A 16,068-nucleotide genomic window follows, 5' to 3' on the forward strand; every position below is an offset into this window, starting at 1 on the left:
ACTCTGTGGTCGAAGGAGACTTGTATGACCAATCCAATCCTGTCCGACTGGACCACGCCGTTTGAAATCGCACCCTTTGCCGACATCGCGGATGACGATTTCGCCCCTGCTCTGGATCAGGCGATGCAGGCCCATAACACCCAGATCGATGCGATTGCAGGAAATCCGGACGCGCCCACCTTCGCCAACACGATCGAGGCGCTTGAGGCCGTGGGCGAGGAAATGGACAAGGTCCTGTCGGTGTTTTTTACCGTTGCCGGAGCGGACAGTAATCCGGCGCGTGAAGAGCTGCAGCGTGAGTTCTCTCCCAAGCTGGCGGCGCATTTCTCGGGGATTTCCTCGAACAAAGCGTTGTTTCAGCGCGTGGCCGATCTTTGGGCGCGAACGGACGCGCTGGACCTGACCGACGAGCAAGCGCGGGTTCTGATGCTGACCCATCGGGGATTCGTACGCTCAGGCGCGGCGCTGACCGGTGATGATGACGCTCGGATGCAAGAGATCAAGGCGCGGTTGGCTTCGCTGGGAACGTCCTTCACTCAGAACCTGCTGGCCGATGAGCGCGATTGGTTTATGGACCTGTCCGAGGACGATCTGGAAGGTCTGCCGGATTTCGTGGTGGATACCGCCCGTGCGGCCGGGCAGGAAAAGGGCGCAGAGGGTCCCGTTGTGACTCTGTCCCGGTCTCTGATCGTGCCCTTCCTGCAATTCTCGCCCCGCCGTGATCTGCGTGAAAAGGCCTATCTCGCCTGGACTGCGCGGGGTGCCAATGGCGGAGGGACAGACAACCGCGAAATTGCCGCCGAGATTCTGCAGTTGCGCGAGGAACGGGCCAAGTTACTGGGCTATGACAGTTTCGCCGATTACAAGCTGGAAACAGAGATGGCCCGCACACCGGACAAGGTCCGAGACCTGTTGATGCAAGTGTGGGAACCCGCAAAGACCCGCGCCGATGCGGACGCGGAAATCCTGACGCAGATGATGCAAGACGACGGTGTCAATGGCCCGCTGGCAGCGTGGGACTGGCGCTATTACGCCGAGAAGCGCCGCAAGGCCGAACATGATCTGGATGAGGCCGCGCTGAAACCATACCTGCAGCTGGATCGTATGATCGAGGCGTCCTTTTCCTGCGCCAACCGCCTGTTCGGCCTGGAGTTCGCCCCGCTGGACGTGCCGCTCTACCATCCCGATTGCCGGGTGTGGGAGGTCACGCGCAACGGTCATCATGTCGCGGTGTTCATTGGAGATTACTTTGCGCGCGGATCGAAACGGTCCGGGGCGTGGTGCAGCGCGATGCGGTCGCAGGCCAAGTTCCCGAAAGTGCAGGCTCCGGTCGTGATCAATGTCTGCAATTTTGCCAAGGGAGACCCAGCGCTGCTGTCCTATGACGACGCGCGGACTTTGTTCCATGAATTCGGTCACGCGTTGCACCAGATGCTGTCGAATGTGACCTATGAAAGCATCTCGGGCACCAGCGTTGCGCGGGACTTCGTGGAACTGCCCAGCCAGTTGTACGAACACTGGTTGGAAGTGCCAGAGGTTTTGGCCGAATTCGCTACCCATGCCGAAACCGGCGAGGCGATGCCGCAGGACATGCTGGACAAAGTACTCAAGGCTGCCAGTTTCGATCAGGGGTTCCAGACGGTGGAATACGTCGCCTCGGCGCTGGTCGATCTGGCGTTCCACGACGGCGCGGCCCCGGCCGATCCAATGGCGAAACAGGCCGAGGTTCTGGCCGGGATCGGGATGCCGCAAGCCATCGGGATGCGCCATGCGACGCCGCATTTCGCGCATGTCTTTGCAGGCGACGGCTATAGCTCGGGCTACTACAGCTACATGTGGTCCGAGGTCATGGACGCCGACGCCTTTGCCGCTTTTGAAGAGGCCGGAGGAGCCTTTGACCCGGAGCGCGCCAAGGCGCTGGAGGAGAACATCCTGTCCACGGGCGGTTCGCGTGAGGCAGAGGAGCTGTATCTGGCGTTCCGGGGCCGGTTGCCGGGTGTTGAGGCCTTGCTGAAAGGCCGGGGGTTGATCGCCGCTTAATACCCCAGGTCGCGGTCGACGAGGTGCAGGAAGGGTTCGCCTTCCTCACCCCGCCGGATGTTGTCGCAGATCACCTGTGCCGCCGTGGCGGGGCGGGTTTCCGAGGCGATATGCGGTGTCACCGTTACGTTCGGATGCCGCCAGTAAGGATGGTCCGCTGGCAGCGGCTCAACCCGGAATACGTCCAGCGTTGCGTGGTCGACCTGACCTGAATTCAGCGCGCCCAGCAGGGCCTCATCGTCGATCAGAGGTCCGCGACCGGGGTTGATGATGCGAGCGCCATTGGGCAACAGGGCCAGTGTTTCTGTGTTCAGCGTATTGGTCGTGGCAGGCGTGTCAGGCAACAGCAGCACCACGATCTCGGCCTGTGACAGAGCAGCGTGCAGCCCGTCTGCGCCGTGCAGGCATGTGATGCCGGCAATCTCTTTGGTCGAGCGGCTCCAGCCCGTGACGTCGAAATTCAACGCGGCCAATGCGCATGAAACCGCCTCGCCCAACGCGCCAAGGCCCAGAACGCAAACCCGGCGTTCGGTGGCCAAAGGCGGCGCGTCAGGTGCCCAGACTCCATCCTGAACGGTGATGTGTTGATCCATCCCAAGGTGATAGCGCAACACATGGCCCACCACCCACTCGATCATGCCTTGGGTCAGCCCATGATCCACCATCCGCGCCAAAGGGACGGTTAGGGTTTCGTTTCCTGCGATCTTCTCGACCCCGGCCCACAGGCTGAGCACGGCTTTCAGCCTCGTGTAGGGGGTGAAATCCAGCAACCCTCCGTTCGGGGCATAGACGACGTAGTCTACCTGATCCGGCTCGAAATCGGTGCTTAGGCGGAAATCCAACCCGGCCTCAGTCAAACCCTTGGTAAGCAGCGGCTCGTATACGGGCCACAGGGCAGGACGCGCGGAAAACAGGACGTTCACGGGCATGTTGGGCCTTTCGGATCAGCGGGGACGGTGGATATGAGCGCTTTGGACAATGCCGAAGGCGGCCATCAAAACCAGCATGGCCGATCCGCCATAGCTGACCATCGGTAGAGGTACGCCCACAACCGGGGCTAGGCCCATCACCATCGACATGTTGACGGCAAAGAACAGGAAGAAGTTCAGCGCGATGCCCAGCGTCACCAGCGACGAGAACCGGTCCTTGGTTGAAAGCGCCGTCACCAGACAGAACACCAGTATCAGACCATAAAGTGTCAGGAGAGTTATGCCGCCGACAAAGCCGAATTCCTCGGCCAGCGTGGTGAAGATGAAGTCGGTGTGTTTCTCGGGCAGGAAGTTCAGGCGTGATTGCGTGCCCTGCATGAATCCGCGCCCGTTCCAGCCCCCCGAGCCCAACGCAATCTTGGATTGCGTGATGTGATACCCCGCGCCCAGCGGATCGGTTGAGGGATCTAAGAACGTGTCAATCCGGCGGAACTGATAGTCTTTGAGCAACTGCCACTCGGTTCCCCGGCTGTTGAACACGGTGGCGATCAGACCAACCACGGCCGCGATGACGGCAGCGAAATAGGCCCAATGGACACCGGCGAGGAACATCAGGCCGCCCCCAGCGGCCAACAACAGGATCGAAGTACCCAAATCGGGCTGTTTCAGAACCATAGCTGTGGGGATCAGGATCAAAGCGACCGGGATCAGCACCCACAGCGGGCGTGAGGTTTTGTGGGATGGCAGCCAATCGTAGTAAGCAGCCAATACCATGACCAGCGCAACTTTCATGACTTCGGATGGCTGCAGGCGCATGAAGCCAAGATCGATCCAGCGCTGGGCGCCCATGCCGATGGTGCCGAAAAGTTCAACAAATATCAGCAAAACGATAGAGCCGAGATAAGCCACGACGGACATGTTGCGCCAGAACCAGATCGGTACCAGCGCGATGATGAACATTACCGTCAAGCCCAGTCCGAAACGTTCCAGCTGCGGTTCAGCCCACGGCATCCACGACCCGCCCGCAACCGAGTACAGCATCAGGAACCCGGCGCTGGCCACGCTGATTAACAGCAGGGTCAGTGGCCAGTTCATATACAAGAACTTGCGAAACCCCGAGGGCGTGGATTTGACGGTATACTCAAGATAGCTCATGCGCGATCCTTCTCGGTCGGACGCGCTTTGGGGCGGCGGTCGCCTTCCAGCCGTTTTTGCTGTTCCTTGATCCGGTCCCGGTCGGCAACCGGGTAGGCCTCGAGCGGCGGGGTACCGTTATAGAGCGCCTGCAGCATGATATCGCGAGCCACAGGGGCTGCCGCTTTGGAGCCGCCACCGCCATGTTCCACCACCACGGCAACAGCGTATTTCGGGTTGTCATAGGGCGCAAAGCTGACGAACAGCGCGTGGTCGCGGCGCTCCCACGGCAGGTCTTCGTTGCGGATCACGCCGGCGGCCCGTTCGGCCTTGGTGATGTTGCGCACCTGGCTGGTGCCGGTTTTGCCCGCCATTCTGAAATCATCAGCGATGATGCGACTGCGATAAGCCGTGCCGCGGCGGTCATTCGAGACCGAGAACATTGCCTGACGCACCTGTTCCAGATTGTTGCGGTTCACCGCCAGCGGTTCACCCGCGCCCGAAGGTTGTTCCACACCGTCTACTGACCGCACCAGACGCGGACTTACGGCACGCCCGGTCGCGATACGTGCTGTCATCACCGCCAGTTGCAGCGGCGAGGCAAGCATAAAGCCCTGACCGATCGAGGCGTTTGCGGTATCACCCACCAACCAGTCCTGCCCGTGCACGCGCTGCTTCCATTCCTGGTTCGGAGCCAGCCCGGCAGCTACAGCAGACATTGGAATGTCGTGCTTGACGCCAAGCCCGAAAATGCGCGCCATGTCCGAGATTTTGTCGATGCCCACCCTCAAGGCCACGTCGTAATAATAAACGTCGCAGCTTCGTTTCAGCGAGGTTTCAAGATCGACCATGCCATGCCCGCCCCGTTTCCAGCAGTGGAAGCGGCGGCTGCCCACCTTCAGGTGGCCGGGGCAGTAAACGGTGTTGGACGGTCCGATCACCCCGGCCTCAAGCGCGGCCATGGCGGTGATCATCTTGAAGGTCGAACCGGGCGGATAGGTACCCTGCACGGTTTTGTTCGCCAGCGGGCGGTAATTGTCCTGTGTCAGCGCCCGGTAATCAGCGACCGAGATTCCACGTACGAACAGGTTCGGGTCGAAACTGGGGGCAGAACTGATGGCGCGGATATCACCGGTTTCGCAGTCGATCACCACGGCGGCGGCGCTTTCACCGGCCAGACGCGCCTGTGCGTATTGCTGCAGGTCCGCGTCGACCGAGAGCTGAAGATCGGCCCCGGCGGTTCCTTCCTGCCGGTCCAGTTCACGCATTACGCGGCCGGTGGCGTTGACCTCGACCCGCTTGGCCCCAGCCTTGCCGCGCAAGCTGATTTCCTGTTTTGCCTCCAGTCCGACCTTGCCAATCTGGAACCGGGGGATGCGCAGGACGGGCTCGGGGTCTTCGATCTGGCTGAGGTCGTAGTCGCTTACCGGGCCGACATAACCGACTACATGAGCGAAATCCTCGTAGCGCGGGTATTGCCGGGTCTGTCCCACTTCGGGAATCACGCCGGGCAGGGCCGGGGCGTTGACGGCGACCTTCGAGATATCCTCCCACGTGACCTGATCGGCCAGTGTCACCGGCAGGAACGGGGCCGAGCGGCGCATCTCGGTTTTGGCGCGTTCGATTTCGTCAGCTGTCAGGGGGATCAGCTTTGACAGCTTTGCGATAACCTCGTCCACTTCTCCCGCGTCCTCGCGCACCATGACGATGCGGTATGAGGGTGAGTTCTGGCCGATGATCTCTCCGTTCCGGTCATAGATCCGGCCACGGGTCGGCGGGATCAGGCGGATGTTGATCCGGTTTTCCTCGGCCAGCAGGCGGTATTCATCTGCCTGATCCACCTGCATGAACCGCATCCGGGCGGCCAGGCCACCGACAAAAGCGGCCTGCAGCCCACCCAGAATCAATGCTCTGCGGGGCAGACGTTTATAGGCGAGGCCCGTGGCCTTGGGTTTGCGTTGCTTCATCCGCGTGCCCCCAATGCACCGGTTTCCGCGCTGGACTTGCGCCGCACTCCGAGTCCGTTTTGCGTGAACAGAACGATCAAAGGATAAACTGCTATTGTCAGAACCACTTGGATCACTACCGGCCCCAAGGCTGCTTGTTGTACCGACAGGATAGCAAGAATGACGCGGTTCAGCAGGAAAATAGTCGTGATTACTGCGGCGACAGTGGACCATTCGCCGACAAAACCCGAGTCCCGCAAGCCAAATGCAGCGGATCGCAGGTAAGTAGCCCCCAGAACCACAAGAGCCGCAAGCAGGCCGGGCGGGCGTTGCAGCAGCAGATCGGCCATCAGCATGACGAAGGCGACCAGCAGAGTTGGAACGAATTCGGGCCGCCGGAGCACCCAGACGAAGGTCAGCGCGATCAGCAGGTCCGGAAACGGCCAGCGGTCCGGTTTTGTATCCAGTGGCAGCAAGTGCAAGAACAGAATAAGAGCCGCGAGAAACAGGTACAGGCCTCGCTTGAGCCAAAGCTGTGAGGTCTGACTATCCATCACCAACCTCCATCGGAGGTAGCGCCGCCGCGGGTTGGGTCGGGCCTACGATGCTGCCCGGGTCCCGAATGGTGGGGGCCGACTGATATCGCAGCACACGCAGGAATTCGAGCCGCTCGAAATCTGCCGACAGACGCACGCGCAGGCGACCTCCGGGATCGGCGGTGATCTGACCGATCAGCAGGCCGGCCGGGAATACGCCACCATCGCCCGATGTCACAACACGGTCACCGGGACGGACCAGTTCGCGGTTCTCCAGAAACTCGACGGCGGGGGCTGGGGTGTTGTCGCCTGTGATCAGCGCGGTTTGGCCCGAGGGCTGAATGGTTGCCGGGATCGCGCTGGAGGCGTCGGTCATCAGGATCACCCGCGCCGTATCCGGTCCCACGCCAGAGATACGCCCAACCACGCCGATCCCATCCATCGTAGCCCAGCCATCGGTGATGCCGTCGCGTTCACCCACATTCAGCAGCACAGACTGCCGAAAGGGCGAGCCGCTGTCGGCCATCACAACCCCGGTGATATAAGTCAGACGCGGATCAAGGCGTACATTGTTGAGGTCCAGCAGCCGGGCGTTTTCCTGCTCTAGCTGCAGCGCGGCCTCTTTCCAGGCGCGCATCAGGCGTAGCTCACTGCGCAATTCCTGGTTCTGTTCACTCAGGCGCTGATAGCTTTGAAAATCTCGCGCCAGATTGACCATGGCGGTGACCGGAACCATCGCCCATTCCATTGACGGCACGACCCGGTCGACGACCTGAGCGCGGAACCGTTCCACCCGTGGGCTGTCGATGCGCCAGACCAGAAAGATGGCCAGCAGACACAGCACCACGATCCCCAACAGCAGGCGGCGCAAGGGGGTGGTGTATTCGTCGCGCTGAGATCGGTCTTTTGCCACAGGTTACCTTCCCGTGCTGCTCGTGCCGAGTTTACCCTATCTGCAAAGGGTGCGCGCCTTAGCTTTCGTAGTCAATCGCGTGGCGCAGTTGTTTTTCGTATTCCAGCGCCTTGCCGGTGCCCAAAGCCACACAATTCAGGCTTTCATCGGCAATCGACACGGCCAGACCAGTCTGTTCGCGCAAGGCGAGGTCCAGATCGCCCAGCAGCGCACCTCCACCGGTCAGCATAACGCCCCGGTCCACGATATCCGCGGCCAGATCGGGCGGCGTGGTCTCCAGCGCGGTCATCACCGCCTCGCAAATCTGCTGGACGGGTTCGGACAGAGCCTCGGCCACTTGGGCCTGGCTGATCTCGATTTCCTTGGGAACGCCGTTCAGTAGGTCGCGACCACGGATATGCATCGACTGGCCGCGCCCATCGTCCGGCATCCGAGCGGTGCCGATGGTGGTCTTGATGCGTTCGGCGGTGGATTCACCGACCAGTAGGTTTTGCTGGCGGCGCAGGTACGAGATGATCGCCTCGTCCATGCGGTCGCCACCAACGCGGACCGAGCGGGCATAAACGATGTCGCCCAGCGACAGAACCGCGACCTCGGTTGTGCCGCCGCCGATATCAACGACCATGTTTCCGGTCGGATCAGTGATTGGCATCCCGGCGCCAATTGCTGCAGCGATGGGTTCCGCAATTAGACCCGCGCGGCGCGCACCTGCGGACATAACCGATTGACGGATAGCGCGTTTCTCGACCGGGGTCGCGCCATGGGGGACGCAAACAATGATTTTGGGTTTCGAGAAGGTCGAGCGTTTGTGCACTTTGCGAATGAAGTGCTTGATCATTTCCTCGGCAGTGTCGAAGTCTGCGATGACACCTTCACGCATCGGGCGGATGGCTTCGATCGAACCGGGGGTTCGGCCCAGCATCAATTTAGCGTCTTCGCCAACAGCAAGCACTTTTTTGACGCCGTCCTTAACGTGATATGCCACCACCGAAGGTTCAGACAGGATAACACCGCGCCCCTTGACATAAACCAGCGTGTTCGCCGTTCCAAGGTCGATAGCCATGTCCGCTGTGAACAGGCCGCCAAGATTGCCAAAGATCCCCATGTTTCCCCTGATCCTGTATGTCAGTTTTTTCTACTGCCCGCGACTCGACGGTTCCGGGACGGATGACTTATAGGGTGCCAACACGCCCGGTAAAAGGGCTGATTCCGCGACAATCAGCACCTTTCCGCCTTATTGACGGGGACTTTAGAAGGCAAAATGCTCTCTTATCAACACATTTACCACGCTGGGAATCTGGCTGATGTGCAAAAGCACGCTTTATTGGCATCTGTGCTGGACTATCTGACCCGCAAGGACAAGCCGCTGACTTATCTGGAAACCCATTCGGGGCGGGGCTTGTACAAGCTGGACGCGGTCGAGGCGGTGCGCACGGGTGAGGCGGAGGCCGGTATCCGGCGCGTCCAGCAGGCCAATTGGTTTGACGTGGATCATCCGCTGGAACGGGCGATCCGCGCGGTTCAGCAAAGGCACGGGGCTGAGGCCTATCCCGGCTCACCACTGATCGCCGCCAGTTTGCTGAGAGATCAGGACAGCTTGCACTTTGCCGAGTTGCACCCGCAGGAACATTCCTCTCTGGCCATGGCGATGTCGCCCTATGGGGCCAAAGTGTATCGGCAGGATGGGTATGAGGTGGCGCAGTCTCTACTGCCACCGACGCCACGGCGCGGAGTTATGCTGATCGATCCAAGCTATGAGGTGAAATCAGAATATGATCGCCTGCCAGGAATAATCGGCAAGCTGCATCGCAAATGGAACGTAGGTGTGCTTGCGCTGTGGTACCCGATCCTTACAGATGATCGTCATGGTGCGATGATTTCCGCTTTAAAATCTCAGAACTTTCCGAAAAACCTGTGCCACGAAGTCAGCTTCGCCCCTGTGAGGGAAGGGCATCGCATGGTGGGGTCGGGTATGTTCATCATCAACGCGCCCTTTGGCCTTGAGGGTGAAATGGCCCACCTGACGACGCTGTTCAAAAAGCTCAGAGCTTAATTTAAAAAAGGGTGAGGCTCCCGCCTCGCTTGCCCGCATCAGAGATGCAGCCAACCGAGTTGGGCCCGGCAGCGCGCCGTAGGCGCGCTGCCGGGCCCAAAACCCAAGAAGGGTCGGCGAAGCCGGGCCACCGCGGGTGCGGGAGCCCTTTTCCGTCGTTTAAGTCAGGTCTTTGTAGCTGATCTCGCGCGCGTCGGCACCGGGGCCGGTTTTCTCGCGGCGCACGATCAGGCGGTTCAGCGCGTGGATGTACGCCTTGGCCGAGGCCACCACCGTATCGGTATTGGCGGATTGACCGGTGGCAATCATACCGTCCTCTTCCAGCCGCACCGACACGGTAGCCTGCGCATCGGTGCCTTCGGTCACCGCGTGCACCTGATACAGTTGCAGCCGGGCGGTGTTTGGATGGATTGCGCGGATCGCCTTGAAGGTGGCATCCACCGGGCCGTCGCCGTGTTCTGTCGCGATCTTGTCCTGACCGTCCACTTCCAGTTCCACTGTCGATTCCGCCTGGCCGCCAGTGCCGCAGGTGACTTTCATCGACACCAGTTGCAAGTGGTCGTTGCCCTCATCATCATCCAGCGTCATCAACGCGATGAGGTCGTCGTCGAACACCTCTTTCTTGCGGTCGGCCAGATCCTTGAACCGGACGAAGATGTCCTTGAGCTGGTTGTCTCCGACCTCATACCCCAGCGTCTCGAGCTTATCACGCAATGCCGCACGACCCGAGTGTTTGCCCAAGGGCAAGGATGTTCCCGACAACCCGATATCCTCGGGGCGCATGATCTCGAAGTTTTCGCGGTTCTTCAGCATCCCGTCCTGGTGGATGCCGCTTTCATGGGCAAAGGCGTTTTTGCCGACGATGGCCTTGTTGAACTGCACGTTGAAGCCCGACACTGTCGCCACCCGGCGCGAGATATGCATGATCTTGGTGGTATCGATGCCCGTATTCCACGGCATGATGTCATTGCGGGTGCGCAGCGCCATGACGACCTCTTCCAAGGCCGTGTTGCCGGCGCGTTCGCCCAAACCGTTGATGGTGCATTCGATCTGGCGCGCTCCGCCTGCGACTGCGGCCAGAGAGTTCGCGGTCGCCATGCCAAGGTCGTTGTGGCAGTGGGTGGCAAAAACCACCTCATCCGCGCCCGGAACCGTCTCGATCAAGCGCTTGATCAGGTCCGCCGATTCCAGCGGTGCAGTGTAGCCGACAGTGTCAGGAATATTGATCGTAGTCGCCCCGGCCTTGATGGCGATCTCGATCACGCGGCACAGGTAATCCCATTCCGTCCGGGTTGCGTCCATCGGCGACCATTGCACGTTTTCGCACAGGTTGCGCGCGTGGCTGACTGTTTCGTGGATCTTTTCGGCCATCTCATCCTGTGTCAGGTTCGGAATGGCGCGGTGCAGCGGAGATGTGCCGATGAAGGTGTGAATACGGTTTTTCCCGGCGTGTTTCACCGCCTCCCAGCAGCGGTCAATATCGGCGAAATTCGCGCGGGCCAGTCCGCAGATGCGACTGTTTTTCGACCGTTGGGCGATCTCGGATACGGCCTTGAAGTCACCTTCAGAGGCGATGGGGAAACCGGCTTCGATGATGTCGACGCCCATTTCGTCCAGCAACTCGGCAATTTCGAGCTTTTCGTCATGGGTCATGGTTGCGCCGGGGCTCTGCTCGCCGTCGCGCAAAGTGGTATCGAAGATCAAGACGCGGTCTTGGTCGGTCACGTTGGTCATGGGATTCTCTTTCTTCTTCTGTCCTAAAGCCTATGGCGCGCGGGCGTCCTCCTCTGAGCGGGCGCGCCGGATGGCACGCTCAGAGGCGGATTAGGATCAGTAGGCCACGCAGAGACGCACCGCGAAGGGCGGTGTCGGCAACAAGGGTATCTGCGCGGTTGATCATGGGAATGAGGTTATACAGAGCCGCCCCGGAATGAAAAGACCAATTTGTGACTAACGGCAGTTGAGTGGTTTCTTTTCCCTGCCGCATTGATCCGTTCGGGTAGGCGGCTAGGTGCATTGGTATGGAAAACGCATTGATCATCGGCGCTTCTGGTGGAATCGGACAGGCTGTGTGTCAGCGCCTGAGGGAGCAGAGCGTGGAGGTGACAGCCTTGTCACGTTCGGCAGACGGATTTGACCTGACCAAGCCGGATGGTGTGGACCATGTATTGAGCTCTCTGCCAGGGCCGTATGATCTGGTTCTAGTTGCCTCAGGTGCTTTGGAGATTGATGGCGCGGCACCGGAAAAGACCATCCGCGCTGTATCTGCGCAGGCGATGATGGATCAGTTCGCGTTGAATGCCGTGGGTCCGGCTTTGGTTCTGAAACACGCGGCGCGCCTATTACCACGAGACCGGCGCGCGGTTTTTGCCGTGCTGTCGGCGCGCGTCGGGTCGATCGGGGACAACCGATTGGGCGGGTGGGTCAGTTATCGGGCGTCAAAGGCGGCTGTGAATCAGATCGTTCGCACAGCGGCCATCGAACTGGCCCGAACCCATAAACACGCGGTCTGCGTCGCCTTGCATCCCGGTACGGTCAAAACAGAGTTCACCCGAAAATACCTTGGACGTCATCCCGCGGTTGCATCGGAAGAGGCCGCTTCAAATCTGCTGCACGTTATGGCGCAGCTAACCCCGGCCGATACCGGCGGGTTCTATGATTGGGCTGGAAAACAGGTGCCGTGGTAGCAGTTTCGCCTCAGCCGTCTGAATTGTCAGTGTCAGAAGGCGGTGTTTCGGTGGCCGCTTCAGGTGCAGTCTCGCTGGCTGTTGCCAGCGCACCGTTTTCCCAAACCCCTGTCTCTTCTTCGCCGTTGGCGTAGCGCATTGTTCCGTTGCCTTGACGTTTTGCGTCGACAAAACTGCCTTCGTAAACATCGCCACTTGGGTAGGTTGCAACTCCGTCGCCGGTGATTTTGCCTTCGGTCCACTGACCAGAATAGCTAAAGCCGTTGGCCATCACGATTTCACCTTGCCCGTGGCGCTTGCCCGCCTGGAACTCACCGGAATAGACTGTTCCATCGGGATAGGTGGCCATGCCCTCGCCCTGACGCAGGCCGTCGATCCAGTCGCCGACATAGCTGTAGCCGTCGGCTGACGAAAGGATGCCTTCGCCGTGGTTTTTGGCGTTCTTGAACTCTCCCTTGTAGACCGTTCCGTTTGGATAGGTTGAAACACCACGGCCCTCGATCACGCCGGCGATCCAGTCTCCATCATAGCTTGATCCGTCCGTATAAGTGATGCGACCTTTGCCTTCGGCCAGATCGGCCTTGAAGTCACCGACATAGATCGAGCCATCGGGATAGGTTACTTCACCCAGCCCTTCGATCAGGCCGTCGGTCCATTCGCCGGTATAAACGTACCCGTCAGTACCGGTATAAGTGCCCTGCCCATGGCGCAGATCGTCGGCATAGAGGCCCTCGTAGACATCACCGTTGGAATAGACCACCTTGCCCTTACCCTGGCGGCGGCCATCAACCAGCGCGCCTTCGTAGACATCCCCGTTGACATATGACAGACGCCCGGTACCGGTGATGCGGTCCTCGGCCCATTCGCCTGTATAGGTCATTCCATCAGGTAGGGTCAGGGTGCCTTGCCCATGGCGCTGGCCGTCCTTGACCTCTCCCTCATATACGCCGCCTTCAGCATAGGTGATCTTGCCTTTGCCTTGTTTAACGCCGTCAACCCAGTCCCCGTCAAAACTGTACCCGCCAGGGTCGGTCATCACGCCCTTGCCGTGATAGCGGGCGTTCTGGAACCCACCTTCATAGCGCGCGCCATTCGCGTAGTTTGCGATGCCAGTGCCATTGATCGACCCGTTGGACCATTCGCCGTCATAGCTGCCGCCATCGGCGTAGACGATCTTGCCGCGCCCTTCGGGCTGACCTTTGGCAAACATCCCCTCGTAGGTCGACCCATTGACGTAGCGGGCTACGCCCTTGCCCTGAATCTCTCCCTCGACCCATTCGCCGCTGTATTCGAACCCGTTGGGCAGGCGGTAGGTGCCGGTCCCATGGCGCAGTCCGTTTTCAAAGGTGCCTTCATAGACGCCTCCGACCTCGTCATCTTTGGTGATCACCTGACCATCCTGCGCGGAGGCTCCTGCAGTGATCAGGGCCAACACGGATACGGCAATTGAAAAACGGAAAGCGTTCATGATCGGTCCTGCCTGTCCGGGGTTCATCCTTTTGCGCAAAACTACGGCACGCGCATGGGCAGAGCAACGGGTTTCGCCGCATTTGCCTTTCACTCGCGCAATGATCTGCTAAATGGCAGTAAGACTGACGAGGGCAAGAGGGCAGCATGGCCGACCGTTTCCGCATCACTCTGGCGCAACTCAACCCCACCGTGGGGGATATCGAAGGCAATGCCGCCAAGGCGTTGGCCGCTTGGGAACAGGCGCGCGAGGCCGGGGCCGATCTGGTGGCGTTCCCCGAGATGTTCATCACTGGCTACAACACGCAGGATTTGGTGATGAAACCTGCATTTCACCGGGCAGCGATGTCCGCGGTCGAGAAGTTGGCCGCCCAATGCGCCGATGGTCCGGCGGTGGCGATTGGCGGGCCATGGGTTGAAGATGACAGCCTGTATAATGCCTACCTGATCCTCAAGGGCGGTCGGATCGGCAGCAAAGTGCTGAAGCATCACCTTCCCAATGAAACGGTGTTCGATGAGGTGCGCTTGTACGATGCCGGGCCTCTGGGCGGGCCCTACGCGGTTGGCAACACGCGTATCGGCAGTCCGATTTGCGAAGACGGCTGGCACCCTGACGTGGCCGAAACGCTTGAGGAAACCGGGGCTGAGTTTCTGTTGATCCCCAACGGTTCACCCTATTTTCGCAACAAATACGACATTCGCCTGAATCATATGGTGGCTCGCGTGGTCGAGACCGGCCTGCCGGTGATCTACCTCAATATGGTGGGTGGGCAAGATGATCAGGTTTTTGATGGGGCCACCTTCGGCCTGAACCCGGGCGGAGAGCTGGCGTTCCGGATGCCGGTTTTCGACGAGGCCGTAACCCATATCGACCTTGAGCGCGGCGATGACGGCTGGCGAATCGTGCCGGCCGAGATCGTGCCACAGCCCGATGAATGGGAGCAGGACTATCGCGCGATGGTGCAATCCCTGCGCGACTACATGGGCAAGACCGGGTTCAAAAAGGTTCTGCTGGGCCTTTCGGGCGGGGTCGATTCCGCACTTGTTGCAACGATTGCTGTGGATGCCCTCGGCGCCGAGAATGTACGCTGCGTGATGCTGCCGTCCGAATACACCAGCCAAGGCTCACTGGACGATGCCGAGGCCGTCGCTAAGGCGCTGGGCGTTCACTACGACTACGTGCCGATCTCGGACAGCCGGGCGGCGGTGACAGAGACTTTGGCCCCGCTTTTTGCCGGTCGCGATGAGGACCTGACAGAAGAAAACATCCAATCCCGCCTACGCGGATTGTTGCTGATGGCGATCTCGAACAAGTTTGGCGAGATGTTGCTGACCACCGGTAACAAATCCGAAGTCGCGGTGGGCTATGCCACGATCTATGGCGACATGAACGGCGGCTACAATCCGATCAAGGATCTGTACAAAACCCGCGTGTTCGAGACCTGCCGCTGGCGCAACGCCAATCACCGCGGTTGGATGATGGGTCCAGCGGGCGAAGTGATCCGTCCCTCGGTCATCGACAAACCCCCCAGCGCCGAACTGCGCGAAGATCAGAAGGACAGCGACAGCCTGCCCGATTACCCGGTACTGGACGCGATTCTGGATATTCTGGTCGATCAGGAAGGCTCGATCGCTGACTGCGTAGCCGCTGGATTCGACGAGGCTGACGCGCGGCGGGTCGAGAATCTGATCTATATCAGCGAGTACAAGCGCTTTCAGTCTGCCCCCGGAACGCGCCTGACCAGCCGAGCGTTCTGGCTGGATCGCCGATATCCGATTGTGAACCGCTGGCGGGATCGGGCCTGAGCCTTCGACACTCGAATTGGGGGAGGGATCGTTTCCGGTCTGTCTCATTTACTGGGTTGTGCTGATGCATTGTTTCCCAATGGTGAATAAATCCCTGATTTTCTTGGGGTTTGGGAAACTGACAGCTTGAACCCGAGACATTTTTTTGCCACATTTTAGCTTAGTTGATGCCCCATGTGGGGCGGGGTGACCTCAATTCGATTTCAGGAACTGTGGCGCACCCAGGTTTGGATGTCTGAGTTAACGATTTGGTGTTGTTATGTATAAGGGTTACGATAAGCCTCTTCACCCGCCGCTAAGGTACAAAGCCATGGAGTCCGAAGCGCGCGTTTTGGACGAAGCCAAGCTGGATTCGGCAATTGCAGATCTTCTTCGGGAAGAAGAGCTGGAAGACCCCGAACCCAAGCCGAAATCTGCGAAAGCCCTGGCCCTTTTCCCTGAACTGCCTGATCAGGCAGAGATGGATAAAGAGGCTCAGAAAAGAGATTCAAGTTTGTCAGCGTCGCTTCGCCAGAAATGGGCCGGGTTGAGAGGGGCAGCTTAAAATTCAGGTCAAT

Annotated in this window: 13 protein-coding genes; 5 read left to right on the forward strand and 8 right to left on the reverse strand. The window is 59.8% G+C overall.

The genetic code is table 11. The annotated features are described in order from the left end of the window. The first annotated feature begins 24 nt into the window (after nt 1–24). Nucleotides 25–2,040, forward strand: a complete 2,016-nt coding sequence (locus GOW98_RS14975) for a M3 family metallopeptidase (protein ID WP_170333454.1) — start codon at nt 25–27, stop codon at nt 2,038–2,040. Here the strand turns inward: GOW98_RS14975 and GOW98_RS14980 are convergent. Genes GOW98_RS14980 through GOW98_RS15005 form a run of 6 tightly spaced genes read right to left on the reverse strand, consistent with a single transcriptional unit; the run spans nt 2,037 to nt 8,603 of the window. Continuing rightward, the gene (locus GOW98_RS14980; RefSeq protein ID WP_170333456.1) at nt 2,037–2,969 is read right to left on the reverse strand and encodes a 2-hydroxyacid dehydrogenase; all 933 of its coding nucleotides are present in this window, start codon (nt 2,967–2,969) and stop codon (nt 2,037–2,039) included. The two genes, GOW98_RS14975 and GOW98_RS14980, sit on opposite strands and share 4 nt — an antisense overlap. A gap of 15 nt (nt 2,970–2,984) precedes the next feature. Beyond that, complete coding sequence (rodA, locus tag GOW98_RS14985) at nt 2,985–4,124, reverse strand: rod shape-determining protein RodA (RefSeq protein WP_170333458.1); 1,140 nt, start codon at nt 4,122–4,124, stop codon at nt 2,985–2,987. Next, nucleotides 4,121–6,070, reverse strand: coding sequence for a penicillin-binding protein 2 (mrdA, locus tag GOW98_RS14990; protein WP_170333459.1), 1,950 nt, complete (start codon nt 6,068–6,070; stop codon nt 4,121–4,123). The genes rodA and mrdA overlap by 4 nt, the downstream gene beginning before the upstream one ends. Next, on the reverse strand, nt 6,067–6,603 hold the full coding sequence (locus tag GOW98_RS14995) for a rod shape-determining protein MreD (RefSeq protein ID WP_170333461.1): 537 nt from the start codon (nt 6,601–6,603) through the stop codon (nt 6,067–6,069). Before GOW98_RS14995 ends, mrdA begins: the two co-directional genes overlap by 4 nt. After that, nucleotides 6,596–7,498: a rod shape-determining protein MreC gene (gene mreC / locus GOW98_RS15000; RefSeq protein WP_170333463.1), complete on the reverse strand. Its 903-nt coding sequence runs from the start codon at nt 7,496–7,498 to the stop codon at nt 6,596–6,598. Before mreC ends, GOW98_RS14995 begins: the two co-directional genes overlap by 8 nt. A 58-nt stretch (nt 7,499–7,556) precedes the next feature. Then, on the reverse strand, nt 7,557–8,603 hold the full coding sequence (locus GOW98_RS15005; protein ID WP_170333465.1) for a rod shape-determining protein: 1,047 nt from the start codon (nt 8,601–8,603) through the stop codon (nt 7,557–7,559). Between the two features lie 156 nt (nt 8,604–8,759). Between GOW98_RS15005 and GOW98_RS15010 the strand changes: the two genes are divergently transcribed. Continuing rightward, complete coding sequence (locus tag GOW98_RS15010) at nt 8,760–9,551, forward strand: 23S rRNA (adenine(2030)-N(6))-methyltransferase RlmJ (protein WP_170333467.1); 792 nt, start codon at nt 8,760–8,762, stop codon at nt 9,549–9,551. 159 nt (nt 9,552–9,710) lie between these two features. On the opposite strand, the gene GOW98_RS15015 is transcribed toward GOW98_RS15010, so the two are convergent. Further along, nucleotides 9,711–11,285 carry a 2-isopropylmalate synthase gene (locus GOW98_RS15015; protein ID WP_170333469.1) on the reverse strand — a complete coding sequence of 525 codons (1,575 nt, stop codon included), beginning with the start codon at nt 11,283–11,285 and terminating at the stop codon, nt 9,711–9,713. A 287-nt stretch (nt 11,286–11,572) separates the two neighbouring features. Between GOW98_RS15015 and GOW98_RS15020 the strand changes: the two genes are divergently transcribed. After that, nucleotides 11,573–12,238: an SDR family NAD(P)-dependent oxidoreductase gene (locus GOW98_RS15020; RefSeq protein ID WP_170333471.1), complete on the forward strand. Its 666-nt coding sequence runs from the start codon at nt 11,573–11,575 to the stop codon at nt 12,236–12,238. Nucleotides 12,239–12,248: 10 nt separating this feature from the next. On the opposite strand, the gene GOW98_RS15025 is transcribed toward GOW98_RS15020, so the two are convergent. Beyond that, entirely contained in the window at nt 12,249–13,706 is a 1,458-nt protein-coding gene (locus tag GOW98_RS15025; protein WP_170333473.1) for an MORN repeat-containing protein, read from the reverse strand. Between the two features lie 146 nt (nt 13,707–13,852). On the opposite strand from GOW98_RS15025, the gene GOW98_RS15030 reads away from it, so the two are divergent. After that, nucleotides 13,853–15,511 carry an NAD+ synthase gene (locus tag GOW98_RS15030; RefSeq protein WP_170333476.1) on the forward strand — a complete coding sequence of 553 codons (1,659 nt, stop codon included), beginning with the start codon at nt 13,853–13,855 and terminating at the stop codon, nt 15,509–15,511. Nucleotides 15,512–15,842: 331 nt separating this feature from the next. After that, complete coding sequence (locus GOW98_RS15035; RefSeq protein ID WP_170333477.1) at nt 15,843–16,055, forward strand: hypothetical protein; 213 nt, start codon at nt 15,843–15,845, stop codon at nt 16,053–16,055. Nucleotides 16,056–16,068 lie beyond the last annotated feature (13 nt).

The organism is Ruegeria arenilitoris, from assembly GCF_013032445.1.
Classification (GTDB): Bacteria; Pseudomonadota; Alphaproteobacteria; order Rhodobacterales; family Rhodobacteraceae; genus Ruegeria; species Ruegeria arenilitoris_F.

Excerpts from the sequence above, each read along its gene's own strand:
- GOW98_RS14975 (WP_170333454.1), top strand. The coding sequence starts at position 25 with ATGACCAATCCAATCCTGTCCGACTGGACCACGCCGTTTGAAATCGCA.
- GOW98_RS14980 (WP_170333456.1), bottom strand. The coding sequence starts at position 2,969 with ATGCCCGTGAACGTCCTGTTTTCCGCGCGTCCTGCCCTGTGGCCCGTA.
- rodA (WP_170333458.1), bottom strand. The coding sequence starts at position 4,124 with ATGAGCTATCTTGAGTATACCGTCAAATCCACGCCCTCGGGGTTTCGC.
- mrdA (WP_170333459.1), bottom strand. The coding sequence starts at position 6,070 with ATGAAGCAACGCAAACCCAAGGCCACGGGCCTCGCCTATAAACGTCTG.
- GOW98_RS14995 (WP_170333461.1), bottom strand. The coding sequence starts at position 6,603 with ATGGATAGTCAGACCTCACAGCTTTGGCTCAAGCGAGGCCTGTACCTG.
- GOW98_RS15005 (WP_170333465.1), bottom strand. The coding sequence starts at position 8,603 with ATGGGGATCTTTGGCAATCTTGGCGGCCTGTTCACAGCGGACATGGCT.
- GOW98_RS15010 (WP_170333467.1), top strand. The coding sequence starts at position 8,760 with ATGCTCTCTTATCAACACATTTACCACGCTGGGAATCTGGCTGATGTG.
- GOW98_RS15015 (WP_170333469.1), bottom strand. The coding sequence starts at position 11,285 with ATGACCAACGTGACCGACCAAGACCGCGTCTTGATCTTCGATACCACT.
- GOW98_RS15020 (WP_170333471.1), top strand. The coding sequence starts at position 11,573 with ATGGAAAACGCATTGATCATCGGCGCTTCTGGTGGAATCGGACAGGCT.
- GOW98_RS15025 (WP_170333473.1), bottom strand. The coding sequence starts at position 13,706 with ATGAACGCTTTCCGTTTTTCAATTGCCGTATCCGTGTTGGCCCTGATC.
- GOW98_RS15030 (WP_170333476.1), top strand. The coding sequence starts at position 13,853 with ATGGCCGACCGTTTCCGCATCACTCTGGCGCAACTCAACCCCACCGTG.